At 47.1% G+C, this 25,218-nt stretch carries 25 protein-coding genes; 12 read left to right on the top strand and 13 right to left on the bottom strand.

The annotated features are described in order from the left end of the window. Positions 1 to 2 precede the first annotated feature (2 nt). From BUC50_RS03895 to BUC50_RS03860, 8 genes are all read right to left on the bottom strand, one after another. Positions 3 to 1,274: a TRAP transporter large permease gene (locus BUC50_RS03895; RefSeq protein WP_286677166.1), complete on the bottom strand. Its 1,272-nt coding sequence runs from the start codon at positions 1,272 to 1,274 to the stop codon at positions 3 to 5. Positions 1,275 to 1,281: 7 nt separating this feature from the next. After that, positions 1,282 to 1,779 carry a TRAP transporter small permease gene (locus BUC50_RS03890; protein ID WP_286677165.1) on the bottom strand — a complete coding sequence of 166 codons (498 nt, stop codon included), beginning with the start codon at positions 1,777 to 1,779 and terminating at the stop codon, positions 1,282 to 1,284. A 57-nt stretch (positions 1,780 to 1,836) separates the two neighbouring features. After that, entirely contained in the window at positions 1,837 to 2,829 is a 993-nt protein-coding gene (locus BUC50_RS03885; RefSeq protein WP_286677164.1) for a TRAP transporter substrate-binding protein, read from the bottom strand. Positions 2,830 to 2,842: 13 nt separating this feature from the next. Next, entirely contained in the window at positions 2,843 to 3,646 is an 804-nt protein-coding gene (locus BUC50_RS03880) for a carbon-nitrogen family hydrolase (protein WP_286677163.1), read from the bottom strand. A gap of 11 nt (positions 3,647 to 3,657) precedes the next feature. Next, a complete protein-coding gene (locus BUC50_RS03875) occupies positions 3,658 to 4,341 on the bottom strand; it encodes a DUF2848 family protein (protein ID WP_273015002.1) in 684 nt (227 codons plus the stop codon). A gap of 23 nt (positions 4,342 to 4,364) precedes the next feature. Continuing rightward, on the bottom strand, positions 4,365 to 5,009 hold the full coding sequence (locus BUC50_RS03870) for a GntR family transcriptional regulator (protein ID WP_273015001.1): 645 nt from the start codon (positions 5,007 to 5,009) through the stop codon (positions 4,365 to 4,367). A gap of 141 nt (positions 5,010 to 5,150) precedes the next feature. Further along, positions 5,151 to 6,953, bottom strand: coding sequence for an aldehyde ferredoxin oxidoreductase family protein (locus tag BUC50_RS03865; RefSeq protein WP_286677162.1), 1,803 nt, complete (start codon positions 6,951 to 6,953; stop codon positions 5,151 to 5,153). Positions 6,954 to 7,078: 125 nt separating this feature from the next. Further along, the gene (locus tag BUC50_RS03860; protein WP_273014999.1) at positions 7,079 to 7,921 is read right to left on the bottom strand and encodes a MurR/RpiR family transcriptional regulator; all 843 of its coding nucleotides are present in this window, start codon (positions 7,919 to 7,921) and stop codon (positions 7,079 to 7,081) included. A gap of 343 nt (positions 7,922 to 8,264) precedes the next feature. Between BUC50_RS03860 and BUC50_RS03855 the strand changes: the two genes are divergently transcribed. The 12 genes from BUC50_RS03855 to BUC50_RS03800 all read left to right on the top strand — a co-directional run bounded on the left by BUC50_RS03855 (position 8,265) and on the right by BUC50_RS03800 (position 19,216). Then, entirely contained in the window at positions 8,265 to 8,483 is a 219-nt protein-coding gene (locus BUC50_RS03855) for a hypothetical protein (RefSeq protein WP_286677161.1), read from the top strand. 27 nt (positions 8,484 to 8,510) lie between these two features. Then, the gene (locus BUC50_RS03850) at positions 8,511 to 10,250 is read left to right on the top strand and encodes a PAS domain-containing sensor histidine kinase (protein ID WP_286677160.1); all 1,740 of its coding nucleotides are present in this window, start codon (positions 8,511 to 8,513) and stop codon (positions 10,248 to 10,250) included. Continuing rightward, positions 10,222 to 10,884, top strand: coding sequence for a response regulator (locus BUC50_RS03845; RefSeq protein ID WP_273312533.1), 663 nt, complete (start codon positions 10,222 to 10,224; stop codon positions 10,882 to 10,884). The genes BUC50_RS03850 and BUC50_RS03845 overlap by 29 nt, the downstream gene beginning before the upstream one ends. Positions 10,885 to 11,189: 305 nt before the next feature. Then, the gene (locus BUC50_RS03840) at positions 11,190 to 11,741 is read left to right on the top strand and encodes a hypothetical protein (protein ID WP_286677159.1); all 552 of its coding nucleotides are present in this window, start codon (positions 11,190 to 11,192) and stop codon (positions 11,739 to 11,741) included. A gap of 67 nt (positions 11,742 to 11,808) precedes the next feature. After that, complete coding sequence (locus tag BUC50_RS03835) at positions 11,809 to 12,294, top strand: hypothetical protein (RefSeq protein ID WP_013049243.1); 486 nt, start codon at positions 11,809 to 11,811, stop codon at positions 12,292 to 12,294. After that, positions 12,291 to 13,130, top strand: coding sequence for a hypothetical protein (locus tag BUC50_RS03830; RefSeq protein WP_213700127.1), 840 nt, complete (start codon positions 12,291 to 12,293; stop codon positions 13,128 to 13,130). Before BUC50_RS03835 ends, BUC50_RS03830 begins: the two co-directional genes overlap by 4 nt. A gap of 14 nt (positions 13,131 to 13,144) precedes the next feature. Then, positions 13,145 to 15,994, top strand: coding sequence for a hypothetical protein (locus BUC50_RS03825; protein ID WP_213700126.1), 2,850 nt, complete (start codon positions 13,145 to 13,147; stop codon positions 15,992 to 15,994). An 11-nt stretch (positions 15,995 to 16,005) separates the two neighbouring features. Continuing rightward, on the top strand, positions 16,006 to 16,479 hold the full coding sequence (locus BUC50_RS03820) for a hypothetical protein (protein WP_013049240.1): 474 nt from the start codon (positions 16,006 to 16,008) through the stop codon (positions 16,477 to 16,479). A 15-nt stretch (positions 16,480 to 16,494) separates the two neighbouring features. Beyond that, on the top strand, positions 16,495 to 16,692 hold the full coding sequence (locus tag BUC50_RS03815; protein ID WP_013049239.1) for a hypothetical protein: 198 nt from the start codon (positions 16,495 to 16,497) through the stop codon (positions 16,690 to 16,692). A gap of 115 nt (positions 16,693 to 16,807) precedes the next feature. Beyond that, a complete protein-coding gene (locus tag BUC50_RS03810; RefSeq protein WP_013049238.1) occupies positions 16,808 to 17,647 on the top strand; it encodes a metal ABC transporter solute-binding protein, Zn/Mn family in 840 nt (279 codons plus the stop codon). After that, positions 17,644 to 18,432 carry a metal ABC transporter ATP-binding protein gene (locus BUC50_RS03805; protein WP_286677158.1) on the top strand — a complete coding sequence of 263 codons (789 nt, stop codon included), beginning with the start codon at positions 17,644 to 17,646 and terminating at the stop codon, positions 18,430 to 18,432. The genes BUC50_RS03810 and BUC50_RS03805 overlap by 4 nt, the downstream gene beginning before the upstream one ends. Next, a complete protein-coding gene (locus BUC50_RS03800; protein WP_286677179.1) occupies positions 18,374 to 19,216 on the top strand; it encodes a metal ABC transporter permease in 843 nt (280 codons plus the stop codon). The genes BUC50_RS03805 and BUC50_RS03800 overlap by 59 nt, the downstream gene beginning before the upstream one ends. Before the next feature lie 68 nt (positions 19,217 to 19,284). Here BUC50_RS03800 and BUC50_RS03795 read toward each other — a convergent pair whose 3' ends face one another. The 5 genes from BUC50_RS03795 to BUC50_RS03775 all read right to left on the bottom strand — a co-directional run bounded on the left by BUC50_RS03795 (position 19,285) and on the right by BUC50_RS03775 (position 25,204). Beyond that, positions 19,285 to 20,472 carry a M20 metallopeptidase family protein gene (locus BUC50_RS03795; RefSeq protein ID WP_013049235.1) on the bottom strand — a complete coding sequence of 396 codons (1,188 nt, stop codon included), beginning with the start codon at positions 20,470 to 20,472 and terminating at the stop codon, positions 19,285 to 19,287. Positions 20,473 to 20,564: 92 nt separating this feature from the next. Then, positions 20,565 to 21,773, bottom strand: a complete 1,209-nt coding sequence (locus BUC50_RS03790) for a M20 metallopeptidase family protein (protein WP_013049234.1) — start codon at positions 21,771 to 21,773, stop codon at positions 20,565 to 20,567. A gap of 74 nt (positions 21,774 to 21,847) precedes the next feature. Further along, entirely contained in the window at positions 21,848 to 22,537 is a 690-nt protein-coding gene (locus BUC50_RS03785) for a hypothetical protein (RefSeq protein WP_013049233.1), read from the bottom strand. A 21-nt stretch (positions 22,538 to 22,558) separates the two neighbouring features. Beyond that, a complete protein-coding gene (locus tag BUC50_RS03780; RefSeq protein ID WP_013049232.1) occupies positions 22,559 to 23,290 on the bottom strand; it encodes a DUF5058 family protein in 732 nt (243 codons plus the stop codon). A gap of 300 nt (positions 23,291 to 23,590) precedes the next feature. After that, complete coding sequence (locus tag BUC50_RS03775) at positions 23,591 to 25,204, bottom strand: PucR family transcriptional regulator (protein ID WP_286677157.1); 1,614 nt, start codon at positions 25,202 to 25,204, stop codon at positions 23,591 to 23,593. Positions 25,205 to 25,218 lie beyond the last annotated feature (14 nt).

Genomic DNA, 25,218 nt, shown 5'->3' with positions numbered 1-25,218 from the left:
TTCTAGAGTCCGAGGAAATTTGGAAGCCAGGTTACAACTCCCGGAACGTAGGTTATAAGAAGTAGCAAAATTAGTAGCGGAACGAGCATGAGAATGAGATCCTTAAACATTTCCCGAAGGGAGGTTCCGGCAATTTCGCAAGATACGAAAAGACACACGCCCAGAGGGGGGGTGCACATGCCTATTGTGAGGTTCACTGCCACCATTACGCCAAAATGGATAAGGTCTATCCCGAAGGTCTTCACCAGAGGCAGGAAGAGGGGTACAAAGATGGTGAGAGCGCTCGTGGTGTCGATAAAAGTTCCAGCGATGAGAAGGATGATGTTCATTACCATAAGGGCTCCCCATTTTGAAGTAACCACCTGAAGAAGACTCTGGGTGATGGATTGAGGAATCATTTTTACAGTCATGAACCAAATAAAAAGGCTTGCAGTCATGAGGACCGTAAGGATGATGCCGGTGGTAATAGCCGCTTCAATGAATGCCCTGGTGATATCTTTCCATGAAAGCTCCCTGTAGACTATGGTGCCGAGGAATAGGGAGTATGCTACTGCAATGGATGCCGATTCAGTGGGAGTGAAAATTCCTCCCACGATTCCTCCGATGATGATAACCGGCATGAGGAGGGCAAGAATAGCGTCTTTAAGCCCTTTTCGGAGTTCGGCAGAGCTTGATTTTGTTTCCCGCCCAACATAGCCACGTCGCTTACTGATCATCCAGTTTGCGATCATGAGGAACACCCCCATGAGGATTCCGGGTATTATCCCTCCCATGAACAGCTTCGCAATAGAGCTGCCAACGATGACTCCGTAGACCACAAGGGGAATGCTGGGAGGAATGATAGGCCCAATGGATCCTGCGGTTGCCACCAGTGAGGCTGCATATGCTTTAGAATACCCCTTGGAGATCATTTCGGAGATTAAAAGAGCGCCTATGGCTGCTGTGGCGGCGATGGCAGAGCCTGTAACGGCAGCGAATATCATAGATGCGACAATGGCAACCATTCCAAGGCCGCCTGGCCAGTGCCCAACAAGTGCTTCTGAAAAGTCGGTGATACGCTTCGATATTCCTCCCACAGCCATAAGATTTCCTGCAAGGATAAAAAGAGGAATAGCAACAAAAGCAAAGTTATCTACCCCTGTGAACATTCTCTGAACGAGAACCTCCATGGGAAGTCCCGCTCCGGCTAGTCCTATGAGGGTCGTTATACCTAAGGAAAAGGAGATAGGTATCCCTAAGAGAAAAATTCCGAAAAGAGCAGCTATCCAAAGCATGGTTATCTCACCTGCTCCCCGAATTAGTAAATCTGTCTCTTCCGAAAAGAGAAACAAGCAGTTTTGCTGTATCTAAAAGGAGGAACAGAACCATAAAGGAAACGGCAATAGGAATGATCATATAAATATAACTCATGGGAAAGAGAAGATATGGAGTCACCTGGTCAGCATTTGCTTTAATGAAAGGAATGCTGAAGTAGAGAACAAAACTCAGGAAGATGATCACCACAACATTTGAAAGGAGGTCGAACCAGGGTTTGGCCCATGAAGGAAATACTTGTACAAGGACGTCGATATTCAAGTGGGCCTTCTTAAAAACCCCTACACCCATGCCTAAGAAAATGGAATAGACAAAGAAGATACGAATCACGTCTGTTGCCCACGGCATGGGAAGCTGGAAGACGTAGCGTTGGATTACCTGTCCAAAGGTTACAATGAAGACCACCGCGAGACTAATTCCTGTGAGGACAGAAAAAATGTTTTCAATTTTTCTCAAAGGGATCACTCCTCGATTTCTCTAAGAAAAAACTCTGGGGGAGAAATCCCCCAGAGCAGAGAGACATTATTTTACCTTCGCTGCTTCGTCCTTGATCTTTTGAACAAGAGCTTCGGGTACCACATCAGCGAGAACTTTATAAAGATCTTCTGTCGCTTTTGCGAAAGCTTCCTTATCAGGATTCTCCTCCACCTGAACTCCGGCCTTCTTTATGATCTCGAAACGTTCCTTATCCATCTCGGCGAGGGTCGCCCGTTGGTAGGCTGCTGCTTCGGCCGCCGCTTCCACCAATATTGCCTGATGTTTCGGGTCAAGACCATTGAACCATTTCGGATTTGCTATCACAATGGCCGGCTCATAGGTGTGGCCGGTCAGAGAAAGATATTTCTGGACTTCGTAGAATTTCATGGAATAGATTGTAGCTACAGGGTTCTCCTGGCCGTCCACAACTTTTTGCTGCAATGCGGTGTATAGTTCGCCAAAGGGAATCGGTGTGGCAATTGCGCCAAGGCGTTTCATGAACTCGATCCAGATCTTTGATTCCTGCACCCGGATTTTTAGCCCCTTCATATCTTCGGGTGTTTTCACCGGACGGACGTTGTTCGTTATATTCCGGAAGCCCACTTCCCAGATGGAGAGGTTCTTGAACCCCTTTGCAAGCATGATGTCGGCGAGGTCTTTGCCAACAGTTCCGTCGAGCACCGAGTAGACCTGCTCACGGGTCTGAAAAAGGAAGGGAACGCCGAAAACCTGAAGCTCCGGAACAAACCCTGCCAGGTTGCTGGCTGCTACCGAACTCATTTCGATTGTCCCCATACGGACACCCTCAGCAAGATCCCGTTCCCCGCCAAGCTGGGCCTGGGGGAAGATGTTTACCTTCAGTTCTCCTCCAGATTTTTCCTCAACTACCTTCTTAAAGTGCTCTGCGCCAATCTGATACTGGTGCTCTAGGCTTCCCGAATGAGCGAACTTGAATTCAACTGTGTTTGCAAATACCGCACCTGACCAGAGTATCGCCGCCATTACGAATAGCGCCAAAAAAATTCCACTTCTCTTCATTGTCCTTCCCCTCCTATTTGGTTTGTGTATCATAGATCTCAGGAACCCTGTCATTGAAAACTGTTATGAATTTCCGAATTTCTGAAACCGCTTCCAGGTTGAGGGTGACGAACCCGGCCTCTTCCCCCTCACTGCCTTCAAAGAGAATCTCTCCTTTAGGGCCGATGACCATTGATCCTCCGGCAAAATGGGTATTTCCCGTAGTTCCGCATCGGTTGCATGCTACCACGTACATCTGATTCTCGATGGCTCTGGCGCGAAGAAGGGTCTTCCAGTGGGCTACCCTTGAGCTCGGCCATTCCGCACTTACGAAAAGAACCTCCGTTCCTCTCAATGCATAGGTACGGAGCCATTCGCAAAAGCGGATGTCATAGCAGATGACGCATCCGGCCTTTATCCCCTCCAGATCGAAAAGGCAGTCTTTTTTGCCACTGAGGAGGTATTTATCCTCATCCATGAGTCGGAAGAGGTGGACCTTGTCATACCAGGCCACAAGTTCCCCCTGAGGGTTGATAGCCTGCGCCCGATTGGTATGCCCCTCTTTAGTGGAAACAAGAACTGACCCTCCCACAAACCAGACGCCATATTTCTTGGCCAGGTTGCCGAGAAAGGCAGCAGTTCTTTTCCCTTCAGTATCTGCCAGTGCAGAGGCTCGTTCCAAGGCGTACCCTGTATTCCAGAGTTCAGGAACCACGATGGCCGTTGGCACATCTGAAGGAACGTAGGCCTGGGACATCCATCTTTCGATATTCTCACGGTTTTTCTTCTCATCGCCGAGGGCGATGTCAACCTGCAGTACTCCTACTCTAAGCTTCATTCCATACCTCCTTAGTTGCGGTCAGGCAGAATACGGACAGAGTATTCATGACGAATCTCCCTGTTCAGAAGGGGGTCTTTAAGAGAGAGAACGTATTTTTCGCCATAAATAAGCCCCTCTCCGAGGGTAGGAAGGGTACCGCTAAAGAGGGCAATCCTGCAGGAAGAGCATGGTGAATCCTCTTGAGCCAGTTCAAAGAGTTTTTCTGGCTGTAGCATTTTCCCAAGTGTTCCTTCCTGATAAAGTTTTCCGTCTGCCCAGCACCGGAGTTCAATGCTGTCCCAGTGCCCACGAATTTCGTCCATCCGCCAGAAAGCGGCTCCCACAATCTTCGAACATATTTGTTTGGCTTTTGCCACCGATACTGTTTCAAGGGCCCTATCTGTATGATCGCTTGCCACTGTGACGCAGAGCTCTCCTTCTTCGGTCCGCGCCAGGAACACTTCTACTTCTCCGGAAGTGAAATCTCCCACCACCCACAGAGTATTCGACGAAGAAACCCGTTCTGGCTCCACCCAGTACATTGAGGGAACTTTATCAGGTGCAGGCACTCCTATCTTTCGAAGTTCCTCAACGTGAGCAAGGACACTTGCTTGATCTCTCCCAGTGTAGCCGGCGGCGACACTGGCATCCCATTTCAGAACCTTTCTTTCGCATACCCCGTTTTTCCTTAATACAGACACATCCATCAGCATGTATTTCCATTCCTCCTTCCATATCATGAAGTAATGGTCTCAATTTTTTTAATCAGTACGTCTTCAGTGATTTCAAGATGATCCTGAAGGGCATCTTTAGCGTCTCTTTTTCTTCTTGCAATAAGGGCTTCTACAACTCGCCCATGTTCTCCCAATACAGCTTCGTATCTTTTCTCGTTCATGGCGAGCATGCCAAGCCAGATCATTTCCTCGCTAACACTGTTCCAGAACCTCTGGAGCCTGGAATTTCCTAAAATTTGAAAAAAAATGGCATGGAAGGATTGGTCTGCCAGAATAAAGTCGTGCAAGTTATTCTGTGATTCTTTCATGAATGAGAGCATATTGGTCATATGTCGTCCTGTTTGTCGAAAAAGATCACCGGAAAAGATAAGATCAAGGGCATCCCGCTCTAGAAGCCAACGGGCCTGAAAGACCTCTCGTATTTCCACGGGAGAAACAGAGCGAACTTCAATATTTCTCCTGGAATTTACAGTAATCCATCCCTCCTGGGATAAGCGGTGCACGGCTTCTCGCACAGGAGTTCTGCTTACTCCTAATTCTTCAGCAAGGGCCCTTTCCTGAAGCGAGGATCCAGGCGGGAATTCCAGAGAAAGAATCCCTTTTTTAATGCGATCATAGGCTTGTGAAGCGAGATTTTTTTTCTCCATTTGGTATACCACATCCTAGAGTTGGTATACCACAAGAGTAATTTAAGAATTGCGACTTGTCAATATACAAAACAAAAAGAGAGAAAAGGCCGATCTTTTTCGAGAACGGCCTTTTTGCGTGAGATTCTTTTTCGTTAAATGTTACTGGAGCCCAAGACGCTCCAGGGTCTCTTGGGAAGGAACTCCCTTTTCATCCCAGCCCCGCAGCTGATAGTATTCAGGAAGCATTTCCGGAACTCTGCTTAACTTTCCCTTTCCCGGCCCTTCGGGGATAGGTTCTTTCAAAAGTCGCGACGGAAGAGTGTCTTCATTCTTGGGATCAAGCCCTTCTCTTAAATTGAAAAGGCGTTCGAGGTTCCATATTCGGTCTCCGCACGTCATGATTTCGTCCGCAGAATAGTCAAACCCTGTCCCTGCTTTCAAAAAAGCGGCGTAATCTGAGGCATCAAGAGCAAAGGATGTAAAGAGACACATTCCCGAAGAATCGATGGCAGCGGTGAGATCGTGAAAGATTTTTCCCCACAGGGGTTTTTTCGAAATATCGTCAGGGTCTAGTTTCTCGGGTGATCCGAGAATTTCTGGGGAGATGAGGTACCCTCGTACGTGGCAAGCTCCACGGTTGCTTACGGCATAAGTCAGCCCGATTCCCTGGATAGCTCTGGCATCATAGGCTGGCATTTCCTGTTTTTTTACTGTCATGGACAGTTCGGGATGCCCGTACATATCACAGAGACGCCAGGAGCCCTGGGCAAGTTTTTTGCCAAGCCCCTCCCCTTTTCCCATTTTCTCTGTCCAATACACGAGGGCTTCTGTATTGCCAAAGGTGAGTTCGGGACCGCCCTCGAGCTCCTCCTTTTTGATGTATCCTTTTTCATATAGCTCCATGGCAGCTGCTATGGTGACGCCTGTGCTGATGGTGTCAAGTCCGTATTCATTGCACGTATAGTTGGCCATTATTATGGGTTCGATAGGCGCGATGCCGCAGCATGCGCCAAGGGCGAAGATACTTTCGTACTCTGGCCCTTCTCCGGCTATATCGTTAACCTTTGTAATACGTCCACAGCCAATAGGACAACCGAAGCAGTGGTAATTGTCTGTTAGATATTTTGCTGCAAGAGTTTCTCCAGATTGTTTATCTGCCTCCTCCATATAGGCTCCTTGCCAGTTGCGGTAAGGGTAGGCTCCGGTCTGGTTGATGATATTCACCAATATGGCTGTTCCATAGGCCGGCAATCCCTGACTTGTGACAGGATGAGCCTTGAGTTTGGCTGCTCTTTCTTTTAACACGGCAGAGAATTCTTCAGAGTTGGCGACATAGGGTCGGGATGTTCCTCGTACAGCGATGGCTTTAAGGTTTTTTGACCCCATAACTGCGCCTACTCCGCTTCGCCCAGCGGCTCTGTTCTTTTCGTTCATTATGGACGCAATGGGGGAAAGATGCTCTCCAGCCGGGCCGATGCAGAGGACCCTGGCCTTTGGGTCTTGAATATCCTCAAGGATTTGATCGGTGGCGATGTGGGTGTTTTGTCCCCAAAGGTGGCTGGCATCCCTTATCTCCACCTGATCATCACGGATGTTAATGTAGACTGGACGATCGGCTTTTCCTTCAATAATAAGCATGAACCAGCCGGTTTTAGCGAGCTCGGCTCCCCAGAACCCCCCGGAATTGCTTGATGCAATATAGCCGGTGAGGGGGCTTTTGGTAACAACCATATATCGGCCTGCGGCAGGTGCTGCTCGTCCCGTTAAAGGTCCGGTTGCGATGATGAGGCGGTTTTCAGGGCTCAGTGGATCAACGTTGGGAGGATTTTCATCGTAAAGGACTTTGGAGGCATAGCCGCGGCCTCCGATATAATTACGAAGGAGCCTTTCGTCCAAAGCTTCTTTTGTCATTTTACGAGAAGACAGGTCCACTCGCAAAATGGCGCCAAAACGGCCTTCCATTGGGTTCCCCTCCTTCTCTCTTCTCTTCACATAAAAATTACTCTTTTTAAAAGTTTCTCTCTCTTCTCCTCTTCATCTATCCCTTAAAACGTATTTGTTGTTTTTTTGTCAAGATCCCTCCTTAATCAGAGCATGGGCGGCTCGTATAGATTTTGTTCTTTCCAGTACTGCTCAAAAGTCTCAAAAAGGGAAGTTACCTTGTCACCAAGCTGCTGAGAGATACTGAGAATGATGCAGTTCAAAACACTCATAGGGGCCGCAAAAGAATCGATAAAAGAAATGGGGGAATAAGGAACAGCAAGTATGTGGAGGGCATGGTTTGCCAAAGGACTTGTGTGTTCGTCGGTAATGGCAACGGTTTGTAAATTATGTTCTTGGGCCCGACGGAGTACATCTACTGTCCACGTAGAGTATCTTGGAAAGCTTATTCCTACAACTACGCTTTCTCTAGGGGCATTTACGAGCAATTCATAGGGAGAGTCCAGGGGCATGAGCTTCACTGCCGGCAAAAGCCATGAGAGATAGAAAGAAAGATAATAGGCAAGAGTATAAGAACTGCGATAACCGGCAATATAGACGGCGGGGGCTTCAACAAAAGTCTTTGCCAAATCGAGAAGCACTTTTTCATCAAGACGGAATTGAGCCATTTTCATGGCGTTAATATCTTTATCCATAGCCGTGCCAAAGATTCCCTTTTTCCCTGATGACCGGTATTTTTCTAGACGGGCAAGGGTTGAGAGGTCATCTATCAGCATGTGGCTTATGGATTGGTGGAGTTCCTGATACCCTGAGAGTCCCAGCGTGTAGGCGAAACGTATCACAGTGGCTTCGCTGACTCCCACATGGGCTCCGAGTTGAGAGGCTGTTAAAAATGCCGCTTCCCGCGGTTTTTCAAGAATAAAGCGCGCTACTTTTCGGTGTCCTGGAGATAATTCGTTGATTTTTGCTGTAATGCGCTCTCTTAACATCAAGGGTTCTCTCCTTAATCATGTTTTTTCATAAAAAGATCTGTGTAAACAGCATAAAAAACCAAGGTCATTCTTTGTCAATGAATAAACCCAGACTCTTAAGATTGAAAAAAAATGAAGGTTGATATATTATAAGAACATTCTAACATATTTCTAAATTTTAATTTTTAGTCATCCCTGTTTAATAATCTACCTCTTCTTTTCTTTGCACCATGAAGCAGCCACCGAATGAGAGGTCTTCTAAAATTAGCAGAATTTTCCCTTTTTATACAATTAAGAGTGCGTTGACGGTTAAAGAAAGACGTGAGGCAGGTAACGGTTTTTTTGTGAAGAGAGGGAAAAGATGAAAGAAAACAAATGGGAAGAAAGAGAATATGCAAGAAGTTGCAGACAGATTTCCCTTCCCTTTGAAGATGGATTAAGTTTTCTGGAGCGAAAAGATGACAGTATGTTTCAGGACTTTTCCATATGGTTCAATGCCAGTCTCGATCATCCCGATCTTCTTTTATCGCTTATCGATGAAGATGGATGTCTCCGTTTTTGGAATAGCACTGCAGAATGAATCAGTGGTTACAGCTCGGATTCTCTTTTGGGCTCCAGAAAATGGCTGTCACTTCTCTATCCGGATAGCGAATATCGCCAGCGGATGCTTTCTTCTTTGCGAATGATAGCCTTGGTGAAGGGAGCTTCGGTAACTGTCGAAACGAAGATTCAGGGGAAGGATAGTCGGTTTCATACGATCCTATGGGTGTGCAGCAACATGACCCCCATGTTGGAAAATCATCTTTCCGGGGTAGTCTGTCTTGGTGTGGATATAACGGTCCGATGGGAGAGAGAAAAGAGTTTAACCGAACGGGTGGCTACAATGTCGGCGCTTTTCGATAATATGGCAGATGGCGTTTTTCTTCATGAGGTCGACGAGGATGGATGCCCGGGCTCCTTCATTGAAGTAAATGAAGGAGCCTGCCGTATGCTCGGCGTGAAGCGTGAGGATCTTCTTGCTATGTCCCCCATCAGCATTGATGCCCAGATACAGAGAGAAGAAATGCCTTCTGTTGTCATAGATATCTTTAGGAAGGGGCACCATACCTTTCAAACTTTATTGAAAAAGCGTAGTGGTGATATTGTTCCTGTAGAAATTCATTCTCACCTTTTTTCTTTTCAGGGTAAGCCGTATATCCTCTCAATAGCTCGTGACGATTCAGAACGAAGAAAGAATGAAGAGGTGCTTTTGGAAAACCATAAGTTTTCTTCATCCATCCTCGACAAAAGCCCAAATGCCGTGTTTGTAATTGGGCCGGATACCCGCATTCAATATGTGAACGAATCCTTTGTAAGACAGTTTGGTTTTCAGACTGAAGAAATTGTGGGCCGGCCGGCTCCATATCCCTGGTGGCGAAGTGATTACTGGATCAATATGGGCGAACTCCGCATTGCCATGCACGATGGGATTGTAGGTAAAGAGAAACATTTTATTCGAAAAGATGGGGAAGAAATATGGGGTGAAATAACTGCGGTGCCCATTCGCGAGGAAGATTCCCGTCTCCGGTTTTGTGTCCTCACATGGAAAGATCTGACTACGTATAAAAAACTGCAAGAAGAGTTGCGTCTTAACCAGCACCAGCTGCAATACTTGTCTTCCGAGCTCTATGTGGCAGAGGAACGGGAGAGACGGCGAATCTCAACCGATCTCCATGACAGTGTGGGTCAAAACCTCGCTCTTTCCCGCATTAAGCTTGAGATGCTGAAAAAGAGAACAAAAGGTAGAGATCACCAGGGGGCTATCGACGATGTTCTTTCTCTTATCAACCGTTCAATTCAGGAGATGAGAACCCTTATTTTCGAACTGAGCCCTCCCATGCTTTTTGAATTAAGCTTTCATGCCGCAGTTGAGTGGCTGGTGGAGAAAATGGAAGAAGAGCACGGACTTTGTATCCTGTTCAAGGATCTTCTAATGTCAGATGAAATTCCCATGGATATAAAGATATTTCTTTTCAGGGCTCTGCGGGAACTCGTAATGAATATTATTAAACATGCAAATACAACGGAAGCTGTTGTTACATTATCCCGATTCGATCCTTGGACGATAACTCTTGAAGTCAAGGATAATGGCGTGGGTTTCGACCTTTCCTCGTTAAGGGAACTGGGGCGGGACCCAAGCAACTTTGGATTATTGAGCATCAGGGAGAGAGTGAACTATCTTGGCGGTTTTATGCAGATTCAGACTCTTCCCGGAGAAGGAACAAAGATATCCCTTTTTGTTCCTGTAGAGGGAGAGGAAGAAAGGTCTAGTGAAATCGATGAAAAAAGTCAGGATTCTGCTTGCTGACGATCATCAGATCCTTCGTGATGGTCTGAGAACGCTCTTAAATACTCAGGAGGATATGGAGGTCATAGCCGAGGCTGATACAGGCAGAAAGGCTATCGATCTGGCCTTATGCCATTGTCCTGATGTTCTGGTTATGGATGTGGTAATGCCTGAGCTGAACGGGATAGAGGCGACGAACCAGCTTAAAAAAGACCTTCCTGAAATTAAGGTTCTGGCTCTTTCAATGCATGCTGACCGCCGCTTTGTCGCTGAAATGCTTAAAGCCGGAGCGTCAGGTTTTTTGCTGAAAGAATGTGCCTTTCAGGAGCTCGCAGAGGCAATCCGTTCAATTATAAAGGGGAAAATGTACTTGAGTCCCAGCATTTCAAAGTGCGTGATCGAAGAGTATGTGGGGTTTCTTTCAGGGGATGAAAAGGAACATACAGACTCTGAGTCTGCCTTAAGCCATAGAGAAAAGGAAGTTTTGCAGTTGATCGCGGAAGGCAAGGCAAATCGAGATATTGCCAAAACCCTCCATATCAGCGTCAAAACAGTGGAAACCCATAAGTATAATATAATGCGCAAGATCAACCTTCATTCCGTTGCCGAGCTGACGAAGTACGCTATCAAGAGCGGACTGACACCTATTGACTAAGTGATATCCCTGATCCCCCCAGGAGAATTACTTAGTTTCCCCAAAAAGCTTCTTATGCCTTTTTCAGGCACATAGCCTTTTTCAACAAGGGGATTACGCATCCCCTTTCAGTTTTATCCCGATATCCTATTTTAATTAAGTTGAGTAATCTTTACAAAGAGCTATTCGGCTCCAGCTCTTTCGCTGGGAAGGGGGTCGTAAAGGTGCCCGCGTACTGCGGGTTTGCCTGATAACTTCTTACTTTCCGGCAGCGTAAAAGGGTATATGGGAGATAAGGCTATCTGCAAAAAAAGGGGGAAAGAAAGATGAAAAGAGTATTTCTTCTGCTAGCAATAGTCGCCATGGTGGTCTTTGTGGCAAGTGCGGTTTTTGCCGAAGAGGCCCCCATGACACTGGAAGAGGCGGGCTTTAACGTCAATTGCGATCCTGTTATGTGCACACCTTTCGACACTTTGAAAATCAACTGGAAAGTTATTCCCATCAACTGCCTGCAGATTAAACAGGAAGAGATCTGCATGCAGACCTACATCGGCTGCACATATGGCTGGTGCGATGAGGAGTGCATCTGGTACTCAGTCATGGCTACTGGAACCGATGTGAGAAAGATAGTGGGCAAAATCAATGCTAACATGCCCGATCATGTCTCTCTGTGGGCCAAACTGAACGCTCCTTATGGAACGAGCGCTGTTGGCACACCTCACTGGACAATTCTTTCCACAGAGTATGTGGACCTTGTAACAGGTCTTTCCAAAGCCTGCGGAAACTGGGGCAAGGGCGGACTCAAGCTTTGCGCTGGCCCAGATGCAGAGAAAGCAGCGGGAACCCGTATCCTGACCCTTCTCATTCAGGACGCATAGTGGTTGTACTTTAGGGCGGCGCTGGGGGGCGCTGCCCTTTTTTATCCCTTGAGAAAGGAGATTAAAAATGAGTGGAACCACGGCAATCTCACGAGCTGTTCTTCTTGTGTTTCTCGTTATTTATTCTCCTTTGAGCGATCGTTCAGAGGCCATGGAACTCATTGCCCTGGGAAGCTGGTCTTCTCTTGTTATCGGGGCATCAGCCTCAGGGGGACGAGGCATGAGGGAAAGCGACCCCTCCATTATTTCTTTAGCGGTAGTCAATGCAAGGGGACAGGACGCACAGTGGAATGTAGAGGCGAAACTTGTAGAAGGCACCCTTTTGCCAGAAGGGGTCCAGATCTGGATTCGCCGTACAGACGGCGGCATGGGTGCAGGTTGGGTACGGGGTGGAACATCGTATCAGATAGTAGAACCTGCAGGAACGACTCTTTTCACCGGAGTTGGGGATCGAAATCGTATATGCCTTCAATTGAAAGTTACAGGTATTACGTCAGAAACACCCAAGGGAGTCTATGCTCCCCATATTGCCTTTACGGTGGTGGATCTATGATGAGACAGACAGTGAGAAGGGCACTTTTGACGATAAGCGTGATGGTCTTTTTTTTCTTTGTCATGGGAACTGGAGTTGTTCTGGCGAGCACTGTAGACATAGAAGGAGATCTGACCTATCGATTTGCGGTAACTCCTGGCCAGGAGATCCGGGGACAGCTTGTTATAAGGAACAACGATAAAGAACAGCCTGTTCAGGTTGCTATTAATCAGTCGGACTATCTCACCTATGCAGATGGCAGAAATGACTATGGCCAGCCAGGGAGCACCAGCCGGTCCAATGCGTTATGGATGGTTTTAACCCCTCGCCAGCTTACTATCCCTCCTTCTGGAACCGCAATTGTTAACTATGTAATTCAGGTTCCTCAGGATCCATCCCTTTGTGGAACTTACTGGAGCATGATTATGGTGGAACCCCTTGACCAGTTCATGCTGGAACCGCCCAAAGGCATTGACAGCAATATGGCTTTTAATGTCATGACAATTTTTAAGTATGCTGTTCAAATGATTACGGACATTGGAAACACAGGCATAAGGAATATTGAATTTGCCGATAAAAAGCTTATAAGTGACGGGAGCAAATCCGTACTCGCTCTCGACATTGTGAATACAGGAGAACGTGTTATCCGTCCCCTGGTGTGGACGGAGCTTTACGATGAGCAGGGAAACCTTGCCGGACGCTTTGAAGGAGGTCAACGGTGGATTTTTCCAGAATGTTCCTGCCGTTTTGAAATACCCTTTCAGGGCGTAAAGGCAGGAGAGTATAAGGCGTTGGTCATAGCGGATGGCGGAGAGGATGAAGCTTTTGGTGCCCAGTATGCCCTGGTACTCAAATAAAGAGGGTGGACGCTATGACAAAAATCGGGCAGAAAGGGGTTATTAAGGCTCTATTTTGTTTTGTTTTGTTTATATGGCTGTCTTCAAGCCTGGCCTGGGCTCAGGCGAAAGGATACGGAGTGGAGGTTCGGGCCAGATCGTCACTCCATACAAGCACCCAGCCGGGAAGAATTATCAGCGTAAGCGTTCTTATCACAAGCTATCAGCCAAGCCTTGAAACTTTTATAGAAGAGATAGGTCTTCCTGAAGGATGGCAGCCCCTTATGCCCCCAGGACGTTTTTCTATTCCGGCCAGGGGAAGCGTCACTCGTGTCGTGGCTTTCCAGATTCCTCCTTCAGCTCAGGCAAAAGATTATGAAGTAGTGTATTCCGTAAAGAGCCGTAGGGATTACGGTGTTTATGACGAAGAGATATTCACAGTGTCAATTCTCGCTGTAGAAGGAATGGAGATCGTTCTGGTAAAAAAACCGGTGGCCATTATAGGAGGACAGCACTATGAGGCTGACCTTCAGCTTATCAATAAATCTAACACGACTCGAACCTACTTTCTCCACCTTCCTGACAGAGACGAAAGATATCCGGCAACAATTACCCCTACGGAAGTCACCCTTGATCCAGGCAAGAGCGCTGATCTTAAATTGAAGGGGCGTATTTTCGAGGGAACCACCTCCAGATATCATTTTGTAGAAGTTCAGGCTGTGGCTACCGGGGATGAAGGTCCCATCTCCACATCAGTGATCGTAGATCTTGACGTTATTCCCAGGGGCGGAGGGGAACTTGATATTTTTCATGTTCTGCCCACCGAACTGGTGATCAGCGCCATGGGCAATAGCGAAGGAGACGGCGCTAACATCGAGTGGAGCGGGTGGGGCTATCTCGATGAAGAACGGACGAGATGGATAGAATTCCTTTTTAGGGGACCTGATGTCAACGAGTATGGAATCTATGGCGATATTGACGAGTATTGGCTGAATTACTTTACTGAAACTTTTGACCTGTACCTTGGCGATCAGGGATATCCCTTATCTCGCCTTACGTCATTAGGGTCTTATGGACGGGGACTGGGATTTGCCATAAAGCCTGTTGAATTAGGTTGGGGCGGCGGGGCTCACTTTCTCAAAAGCCGCTGGGGCTATCCCGATAAAAAAGAATTTGGATTCTATATCAGCCAGAAAATAAGAAGCGATCTTGAGGTGCGGCTTAATATGCTTCAGAAAGAAAGGAAGGCCTATGGGAAAAAACCCGACATGGAAGATACGTTATGGACTGTCAGCGCCGAATACAGGCCCTGGGCCCATACCCTTCTTGAACTTGAGTATGGATTATGCGATACAGACAGGGTGGAGGCCCTCGATGACGATAAAGCCTATAGAATTTATTTACGGGGGCGTATGAATGGCAATATCCCCTACTCTATCGCCAGAATTCGTGCAGGCACCGACTTTTGGGGCTATTATCATGATTACGATTATACAAGCGCAACCATAGGTTACCCATTCAGCGACAGGCTGCAGGGAAACGTTTCCTGGTATCAGTACAAGGATAACCTGAATCTCAGGCGGTTGGAGGGAACCACCCAGACCTATGAAGAGCTTTTACAGGTTTATTTTGATTATGAGCTGGCCAACGGCTGGTATTTCACAGTAGGATACGACTCTTTTTCAATGGAAGATCGTTTACTGCCGGCCGAATACGATTATTGCGAAGATTCGTGGTGGCTTCGAATTGGGCGAACCATGGATCGCTATAGCTACTCCTTCGAGGCCCGTTATGCCGACCAGGAGGATCACTTTGGCGGAGAGAGCGGGTCGGCGTGGAATTATAACGTTTTCATAAGTTACCAGTTGACTCCAGATCTCTACGTTTCCATTTATGGCGGTTTTGGTGATAACGAGGTTCTTGCCGCTAGTTATCTCATGAGGGCTTCAGACAACCGGGGCATTTCTCTCGTCTGGGATGTAAATCCCACCCTTAAGCTCTCTTTCTGGTATACACGATACTCCTATGAGAGAGACTATGCTGATAACAGCGAACAATACGAATTTATCGCCGAACAGACCTTTAAAAACGAGAACATTCTTCGGTTTCGTATACAGCGAAACGATTACAGAGGAGATATGGAAACATCTTACTCGGTGTCCTACGTCATTCCTATTGATATCAAGCTTGCGAAAAAGAAAAATGTGGGAGTGTTGCAAGGCCTTGTCTATGAAACGGTAGATGGGGAGAAAAGGGGAATTTCTCAGGTGGTTCTGAAGCTTGAGGGGGAGACATCCGTTACAGATGAAAAAGGCATGTTCCTTTTCCCTGCCCTGCTCCCTGGAACATATCTGCTGGAAGTTGATCGGGCTTCCGTAGGGAACCGGGTTCCTGATCAGCGGGTTCCTATTACTGTAGAAATTGCCGGATACGGCGAAATAACCTCCATGGACATTGGCATTACTGACGGCGCATCCCTTAATGGCATGGTGGTTCTCGTAGATCCGGATTCGGGAAAAGAGTCGGTATCGTCCATAGAGGGAGAAAAAGGATACGTCGTGGGTGATACATTGAAACAGGATGGAACATTAGAAGCTGGCGGATTGCAAAGCGTTCTCGTAGAAATGGCCAATGGAGACGAAGTGCATCGTAGGCTTACTGATAGTTGGGGACGGTTCCTTTTTGAAGGGTTGCGTCCAGGAAAGTGGGTTTTGAAAATTTACGATATAAATATTCCGTCATCTTATCGCCTTGAAAAACCCGAGCAGACCCTCGAAATTGCTCCTGGAGACAATCTGATCCTTGAGGCGAAGGTGTTGCCCCGTAAAAGAACCATACGGTTTATTGAAGAGGGGCGCGTTGTTATGAAACGTGGCGAGAAGTGAGGTGAACGATTATGAGGAAGCTGCTTGTTTTGATATTCCTTGCAACCTTTCTTCTCTCCTGCGGAGTGTCTGAAGGGGTAGACAGGACTGTTGCCGTTGTGAGCATAAAGATAGAGATAGTGGAACAGAACGCTATTTCCATCCTCCAGCAGCCCCTTTCTTTACATAGTTATATTAATGACAGGGGAGAAACAGCTCAGTTGTTATACACCATAACGGCTACTGGGCAGACATTCCGTAGCGTTACAGGCCGTCTTGAAGGGAGTTTGCCTGAAGGCGTTCAGATCTTCGTTAGGCTTGATTCTCCTATACGAGGCATATCCACAGGACTTCAGGAGCTTGGTTCTCAAGAAGTGGAACTGTTAACAGGTGTGTGGGGAATATACGGTGTGCGGGGAAGCGGCGTGGTTCTTCTTAAAGCCGCGAATGAAGCACCGCGAAGTTTAGGGCATATCAGGATTCGTCTTGCGATCCAGGAAACATAAGGAGGCGTTAGAAACATGGGAGACCTTTATTCTCTTAGAAAGGAGCGAGATTATCTCTCTCGTGAATCTACGCGAAAGAATATGGACAAACGTGAGTGGGAGATTCGTTATTTGAAGATCCTTGAAGATATATATAGAGAGGAACAGAAACTTCGAGGACGTCCTGCGCCAAAGAGAAGAAACCACCGAGACAACAAGCCCTATCCAGATTGAAAATGCAGAGGCCTTCCACGATATAAGGGAAGGTCTTTTCTCTTGTTTTATTGGTTTTTATGTAGAATAATACAATAACGAATGAAGGCTTGATCATTATAACGAGGTGACAACCATGTCTCATGGAGGCGTAATGAAGGCAGTGCTCTTATTCTGTTTGCTTTCTCTCTCATTTTTCCACAGAGGAGCTGTTTATGGGTCAGAATACATGGATGTGGCCGTATCTATTCCTCCCCAGGCCTATTTCGTGCAGCAGATCGGTGGAGCCCGTGTCAATGTCCAGGTGCTGATCCGTTCTGGCGATGACCCCCATACCTACGAACCAAGGCCGGCTCAAATGGCAGCCCTTTCTAAAAGCCTTGTCTATTTTTCTATAGGTCTTCCTTTTGAAGAGCCCTTGCTTTCAAGGCTTGTTTCCTTAAATCCCTCGCTGCGTATTGTGGAAACCTATGCAGGAATTGAACGAATGCCTGGAGATCCTCACATCTGGTTAGCACCTTCTCTTGTTAAAGTTCAAGGGATAGCTATTCGTGATGGTCTCATGGCCGTTGACCCCGGACATAAAGAGGAATATTCAAAAAACTATGATCAGTTTTGTCAGAATGTGGATGAGCTTGACCATACGATAAGGGAGCTTTTAGAAAGGGTGAGAAAAAAGGATTTTGTGGTCGCTCACCCCTCATGGGGTTATTTTGCCAGGGAATACGGGCTTCATCAGATATCTATGGAAAGGGAAGGAAAAGAGCCAAAAGCTTCTGATTTGGCAGCTCTTATTCAATTGATGAAAGAAAGGAATATAAAAAGTATCTTTGTATCACCTCAATATTCAAGAAAAATGGCAGAAAATCTCGCAAGGGAAACAAATGGAACGATCATAGCAATAGACCCCCTCCCCTGGAACTGGATGGACGATATGGCAGAAACAGCGAGGGCTATTGGAGGGAGCCTGCAATGAATCTTGCCCCCGCGGTTGTGTTCGAAGACGTGTTTTTCGGCTATGAAAATGGAACCATGGTATTGGATCAGGCTTCTTTCCAGGTTCCCCAGGGAGAGTTTCTTGTGATTATCGGGCCTAACGGCGGCGGTAAAACAACGTTGTTGAGGCTCATCCTTGGTCTCGAGAAACCAGCTAGGGGGAAAATTGAAGTTTTAGGCACAACGCCGGACAGGGCTGTTACTTCTGTTGGTTATGTTCCCCAGGAAGGAGTACGGGACAAAATCTTCCCCGTATCTGTCTTCGATGTTGTTCTCATGGGACGTCTTGGCATTGGTCGAAGGAAGATATTTACTGAAGAAGACAAAAAAATTGCCATGGACGTTCTTGAACACATGGGCCTGGCAGGAAGGAGAAATGATCCTATGGGGGATCTTTCCCAAGGACAGCGCCAGCGGGTTCTTATTGCCAGGGCATTAGCCTCCCGTCCTCGAATTCTACTGATGGACGAACCTCTTGCCAGCATTGATCCAGAAGCGAGAGGGGTTTTATATGAGGACTTGGCTTCCTTTGCCGGAAACGTCACTATCATTTTAGTAAGCCACGATCTCTCCGTTATTGCCAATGGTGCTACGGCTGTTGCCTGCGTGTGCGGGGATGTGTATTATCATGGGTCAGGAGAAATTACGGAGGAAATGCTGAAAATGGAATATGGCGGCACATGCCCAATAGAACTCGTTGCCCACGGTGTCCCTCACCGGGTTCTGGCCCGCCACGACCATCTGGACAGGCATCGTCATGATTGAACTTCTGCAGTATGAGTTTATGCAAAATGCTCTCTGGGCAGCTTTTTTCGCAAGCATCATCTGCGGCATGATGGGCAGCATTGTAGTGGTGAGGCGCCAGGTTATTGTTGCAGGCGGGATCGCCCATGCTGCCTATGGCGGCGTGGGGCTGGCCTTTTTTCTGAAGATCTCTCCCTCTCTGGGAGCGATGGGATTTTCTCTCGTAATGGCTTTTCTCATCGCGTGGGTCACATGGCGAAGGCCGTGGCGGGCCGACTCTATTATTGGCGTTCTCTGGGCGGTGGGAATGGCAGCGGGAGTTATCTTTATAGACTTGACTCCTGGATATGCTCAAGACCTCATGAGCTACCTTTTTGGAAGCATCCTCTCGGTGTCCCGCGTCGACCTTATCTCTATGGCAGGGTTGATTTTTCTCTCTTTATTGCTGGGTATTCCCTATCACCGGGAATTTTTAGCCTTTGTCTATGATACGGATTTCGCCAAGACCAGAGGAGTCAATGTTGCCCTTATGCATTATGTTACAGTAATTCTCATCTCTATGGCCGTAGTGCTTCTTATTCGGGTGGTAGGCCTTATTCTCGTCATTGCTCTTCTTACCATACCCCCTTCTATTGCCGAAGGCTGGAGCCGTTCTCTTTTTTCCATGATGGCCGCAGCCTTTATCCTGAGTCTGATCTTTTCTGTAGCAGGATTGTGGCTGGCAGTTTTCTTCAACCTTACAGCGGGAGCCATGATTATTCTCGTAGCAGCGGCGGGGTATGCTCTTTCATTGTTAAGAAAATAGAGAGCAAGGGCAGATCCTGTTCCATCTGCCCTTGCGGAGAAGTAGAATTTATCCCTTAACAGCTAGTTTTATTGCCAATTCAGAGCGAAGTGGGCAAAGATGGCTGATCCAATCCAAAGAGTCTCTTCATCTATATCGAACCTGGAGTTATGGTGAGGATAGGTTTGTCCTTTGTCAGGGTTGCTCCCAACATGGAAGAAGAAGGTCCCTGGCACTTGCTCAAGGAAATATGCCACGTCCTCCGCCCCCATAGATGGTTCTGGTATTTCCCGAACGTTATCATTCCCCAGAAGTAAAGCGGCAGAGGCTATGAGTTTATTGGTCATGGCTTCATTGTTAATCACCGGCGGCGGGCCTGGCGTATACTCCACCATTGCCTCACCCCCCATGCTTTCAGCCGTAGATACGGTCAGTTCACGAATGCGTTCTTCAACCATCTTTCGTGTGGCTACGTCAAGAACTCGAACGGTTCCCTCTAGGATACATTCGCCAGGGATGATGTTATAGGCTGATCCTCCAGCTATTCGTCCAATAGTGAGAACTGCCGGGTCTACCGGATTTATCTCCCTGCTGAGAATTGTCTGAAGGCGGCAGATAAGCTGACCAGCCATGGAGATGGGATCCACTGTCAGATGGGGGGTCGCTCCGTGGCCCCCCTTCCCTTTTAGCGTAATAAGGAAACGGTCGGCGGAAGCCATCATTCCGCCGCGGGAATATCCAATCTGTCCGACGGAAAAGTCTTTCCAGAGCAGCCCTGTATGAAGGGCAATGAGTGCGTTAACCTTGGGATTTTCGAGCACTCCGTCATCAATCATGGCCTTGGCTCCTATAACGGTTTCTTCTGCTGGCTGAAAGATGAACTTAACGCTTCCCTTCAATTCGCGGCGATGGTTTATGAGCACCTTGGCAGCTCCCAAAGCCATGGCCGTATGGGCATCGTGGGCGCAAGCGTGCATATTGCCATTGGTGGCGGCAAAGGAAAGCCCTGTTTCTTCCTTTATGGGTAGTGCATCAAGATCGGCGCGAATTGCCAACGTTTGTCCAGGAATGTCTCCTTGCAGAACTGCCGCTACTCCGTGTCCCCCAATGCCTTTTTTAATGGATGAAGAAGGGAACCCCATCCCCTCAAGCGCTTTGACAATATAAGCCTCTGTTTCCGGTGTTTCAAGGCCTAATTCCGGATGAGCATGGATATGCCGTCTCCACTCAACAATTTGAGGCAAAATTCTTTTAGCCTCGTCTTTTATGTTTGCCATGATACAGTATTCTCCTTTCCCGAAGTTTTGAATGTAGAATACAGTGTGGCGCATAAAAAGGGGACGGGCTTTAAAGGTCTGTCCCCAGAGTTTTATTTATGTTTTTTCAGCCACTCAATAGCCATGGTGGACATAACTGCCGGGCCAATCCACAAAACGTCTTCGTCTATGGCGAAACGGGAATTATGGTGGGGATAGATCTGTCCCTTTTCCTCGTTGCAGCTGGGGTGGAAGAAGAAAGTTCCTGGAATTTCCTCAAGGAAGTAAGCGATATCCTCTCCGCCCATGGAGGCATTCTTGATTTCCTTTACGTGTTCTTCTCCAAGAATTTCCACAGCTACCTTGCGAAGCTCCTCGGTGACCTCAGCGTTGTTCATTACGGGGGAAGGGCCTTCCCATCCATAACGTAATTCTATGTCGCCACGCATTCCCCGGGCTACTGTTCGGGCGATTTCCTCAATCCGGCTGGCCATAAATTTTCTGGTCTCAGTGGAAAGGGCTCTCACTGTCCCGCTGATGCGGCACTCTCCTGGAATAATGTTGAAGGCCGTACCGGCGTGGATTTCACCAATGGATATAACGGCTGGTTCCACTGGATTCATCTCTCGGCTCACGATGGTCTGGAGTTCAGAGATTATCTGACAGGCAATGCTGATGGGATCTATAGAGCCGTGAGGATAGGCACCGTGGCTTCCCTTCCCTTTTACCAGAATCTCAAATCGATCCATGCAGGCCATAATGCCGCTGTAGTGATAGCCGATGTCTCCCGGCTTAAAATTCTCCTTCCAGATAGCGCCGGTGTGAAGCCCTATGAGCACGTCAGGGCGAGGATCTTCTAAAGCGCCGTCGTCGATCATGCGCTTTGCGCCGCCGTAACCTTCTTTGCATCCCTCTTCGCCGGGCTGGAAAATAAATTTAACCCTTCCTTCGAGTTTATCCTTATTGTCAGCAAGTATCTTAGCCGCTCCAAGGGCCATAGCGGTGTGAACATCATGCCCGCAGGCATGCATGCAACCGTTAGTGGAGGCAAAGGGAAGATCTGCTTCTTCTTTTATAGGCAGACCATCACAGTCGGCCCGTATGGCAAACACCTTGCCGGGCTTTGACCCCTCCAATACAGCCACTACTCCATGTCCTGCTACGCCCTTTCGGTAGGGAATGCCCATCTCGTCAAGGCGTGCACAAATGTAGGCTTCAGTCTGGACTGTGTCCATTTCAGTTTCGGGTATCTGATGAAGATCCCGCCTCCATGTGACTATCTGCTCCTGCAGCGCCAGTGCTTGTTTTTTCATGATTTCCATAAGGGAATACCCCCTTTAATGTTGATAGTATGTTAAGAATTGCATAGTGGGATGCTATGAGGGTTGCTGTATTTTTAATGAAGCAGTCCCTTTTTATAGAGGATTCGCCCCACGAGAATAGTTCCAAATACAGAGGCTACGATGACAACCCATGTCTGTGTCAAAAAAGGCATCCCAATAGCAGGACCTACAATGCGCAGAAGCATGGGAATAGCAATTCCGACAAAGGCCAGTTTAGGGAACTTAAGGGTAAACTGGCCAAAGACAGCACCGAAAATAGCGGCTACAGTGTACTGTTTAAAGGCAATAGCGATGGGTTCGGGGAAGATGGCCAGAAGGGCTGCTCCTGCCACTGCTGCTAAGGTAGTAAAAAAGAGATTCGTAATAACAGAACCAGCCACACCAAGAGTAGAAACGATCTCTGCTTCAGAGGATCCGGCTTCTACTCCCACTACTTCCTGAGCCACAGCAGAGCAAGGCAGACGAAGGTTGCCTATGTTTCCGCTCAAGAATGAGATGTATGTGCCAGTCAAGCCGAGAACGGGATAATACGATATAGGTTCAACAATGTAGAAGGCGCCAAAAATGGCGGCAATCATGCCCCATGCTTTCAACGCCACGGAAACGGGCGGGAAAACTCCAAATTTGATATACAGGAACAAGTTTGGTAAAAAGCACATAAACGTAGGAATTAAAACAGTGACAACACCTATTTTTATAACTGGTTTTTTCCATATATTGTCAAATTCAGCTTTAGATACCATAAGAAGAATCCTCCTTCAAAACTAAACGAGAATGACGGCTACGGCCATTCCAATAAGCATGGCTATTCCAAGGGTATACTCTCTGAGCCACGTTAGTTTTTTAGCAAGGGTCAGCATTAACACCATGCCCAAAAGCCCTCCGATAGCCGCATAAAGAGGACCGCCGCCGCCAGCTGCACCAGCCTTGAGTCCCTTGTACCCGGCCATTATGCTGTTAGAGTTGAGGAATCCGAAGCAGCCAAGCATGGCTGCCCCAGAAACGATGGCAAGCCATTTGGGGTCGCCTCCGCCAATCTTTTCCCGTACGTCTTCAAGCTTATGGGTGAAAAGGGCCGTTACAAGAAGCCATCCTGTGCCGTTAATAGCCATGGTCCACCATGAGGTGGCAAGGGCCATAACGTCATAATCCGCGCCGCCGAACTTTACACCAAGGGCCTCGGCTCCAACGGTAGCAGCAGTAAGTTCTGTAGGTGCCGCACCGATAATTGAAAGTCGAAGCCAGGTTATAGGACCGCCTACTACTGACATCATGCCTACCATAACGATGAAGACAGCAATAGAAGGGCCTATGGCTGAAATGGCGCCAGCCCGGAGACCCTGAACACATTTTTCTCTGGGAAATCCGATCAGGTCTGCAGTTTTGAAAGAAAGACGAATATAAAGGAGAGACTGAATGAGAACGATAACTACGATTGCGATAGCTATTAACCATACACCCCAGCTATTCGCTGCTTGAAGTACTGCTTCTGGCATAAATAACACCTCCATAAAAATATGAGCGACAGATGTTTATAATGAAGAAAAAAGGAAATAAAAGCCTCCCCATTAGCATTGCGGCATAATGACCCCGATACCGCTATTGATAGAAAGTTCTAAATTTTATTTAAACAGCAGAGCTTCTGGGAATTTAATTTAGTTTCCTTTTTCACGAGGTGATTTTATACTATGAAACGGGGTGTTTCATCGTCATTTAAGAACATCAAAGGGGATAATAATATGTTTATGGTTACCATAAAAAAGTGTTTATGTAGAGCGATAGAAATACATAGACAATTAAACGTCCAAATATTTGTCCATATAGTATAGTTTTAATGAAAGCGCAACATTCAGGCGTTGCTCGCTGTCATTAACGTCAAATTCCAGAAGGTCGCAGATCTTTCGAAACCTATATTTCAGCGTATTGTAATGAATAGACAGTTCTTCTGCGGCTGGTTTCAGTTGCCAGTTGCACCGAATGATCGTTTCAAGGGTTTCGATGAGCTGGTTTTTTTTCTTTTTATCATGGTCGATGAGCTTTCCAATATAATCGTAGTAAAAATTAACCGCGTCTTTTGTATTGTAGAGATTCCCTAGAAGTTTGTACACACCAAGGTCTTTCCAGAAGATGGAGTGTCCCCTTCCGCAGGTTCTTCGAATCATTTCAAGGGCCTTTCGAGCTTCATCGTAACTTTGATAACAACTGAAAACGCTGTCTTTAACACTTCCCACTCCAACTGTTACAGAGAATTGGGTTTTCTTTAGAACTTCCTGCTGTATGTAGGCTATGGTTGCGTTTAAGTTTTTTTTGAAGACCTCATATTCGTTGAACGGCGACGGAAGGATGAAGACTATAGAATCGCTCATCTCTGCATGGGGAACATTGGGAAATTTCATTTTCACCAGAGAGATAGCGATATAGTAAATGCGCTTCTTTATCTCCTCAAGATTGGATACGGCTTCGTCTATTTGTTGTGCGATTCCAAATTGATGTTTGTAATTGTCGATATCTATGACAACGACTGTCTGGGGTCCTCTGAGATCCCAATTGAAGAGCTTGGCCCGGTTCCAGACCTCCTTTTCAAAACGGACATTTTTGAGAAGTATGTCTTGTACAAATTCATCTCGATATCGTTTTTCAGCTTCGCTTTTTGCGAGTTTTTTCTGGATACAGATAAGAAGGGCCGAGATGGCATGGTAAAGGGAGGTTTCCCAGCTCTTTTGAATGTTTGTGGAATCTACATCGAAGAAAAGATACCCATACACTTTGTCCCCAATGGCTACAGTCCGGTTAGGAACCTTTCGAATAAGCCGGGGCAGGTCAGTTTCCCGAATCAGCTCGATAAAGCTGTCAGATTGAGCGCAGAAATAACTTTGCCCGAAAATGGAGTCCACAAAGGCAATGTCTACGTGAATAAAGTTATGGAGGTTGTTGAGAATAGGATCAACCTCTTCTCCATTGATAATGAGTTCAAAAAAAGATTGACTCACTTTTTCTGAAAAACTGAGTTCATGGGCCTGGGCGTTGACAACCCTTGAAAGGACAGGGTTGATAATATCACTGAATGCATAGTCGATGGGAATATCAATAACAGGAAAATGAAGACGGTCAGCTGTTTCCTTCGCACTTGCCGGGAGAGTCTTTAAAAAACGTTCAAATTTGATGCCGATAGCAGCCATACCCCCGCGGCTAAGACATTCAATTATCCGTGCGAGAGAGTCAGGATCGTCTTTAAGAATGTATCCGGAAGTTATGACAAATTCTCCCCCATGAACCCACCTCTGAATATCCGGGGCGTCGAGAACGGTAACAGTGGTTACATAATTAGTGTCAAGGCCGCTTTCTCCGGCAATAACTTTCATCCTGTTCAATTCGGGTATTCGCAGCATTTGACGTACAGTAATTCCCATAAGAATGACTCTCC

The organism is Aminobacterium sp. EBM-42 (genome assembly GCF_001896635.1).
Classification (GTDB): Bacteria; Synergistota; Synergistia; order Synergistales; family Aminobacteriaceae; genus Aminobacterium; species Aminobacterium colombiense.
The sequence above is the reverse complement of the archived record's forward strand: the minus strand, read 5'-3'. Positions and strand labels throughout refer to the sequence as shown.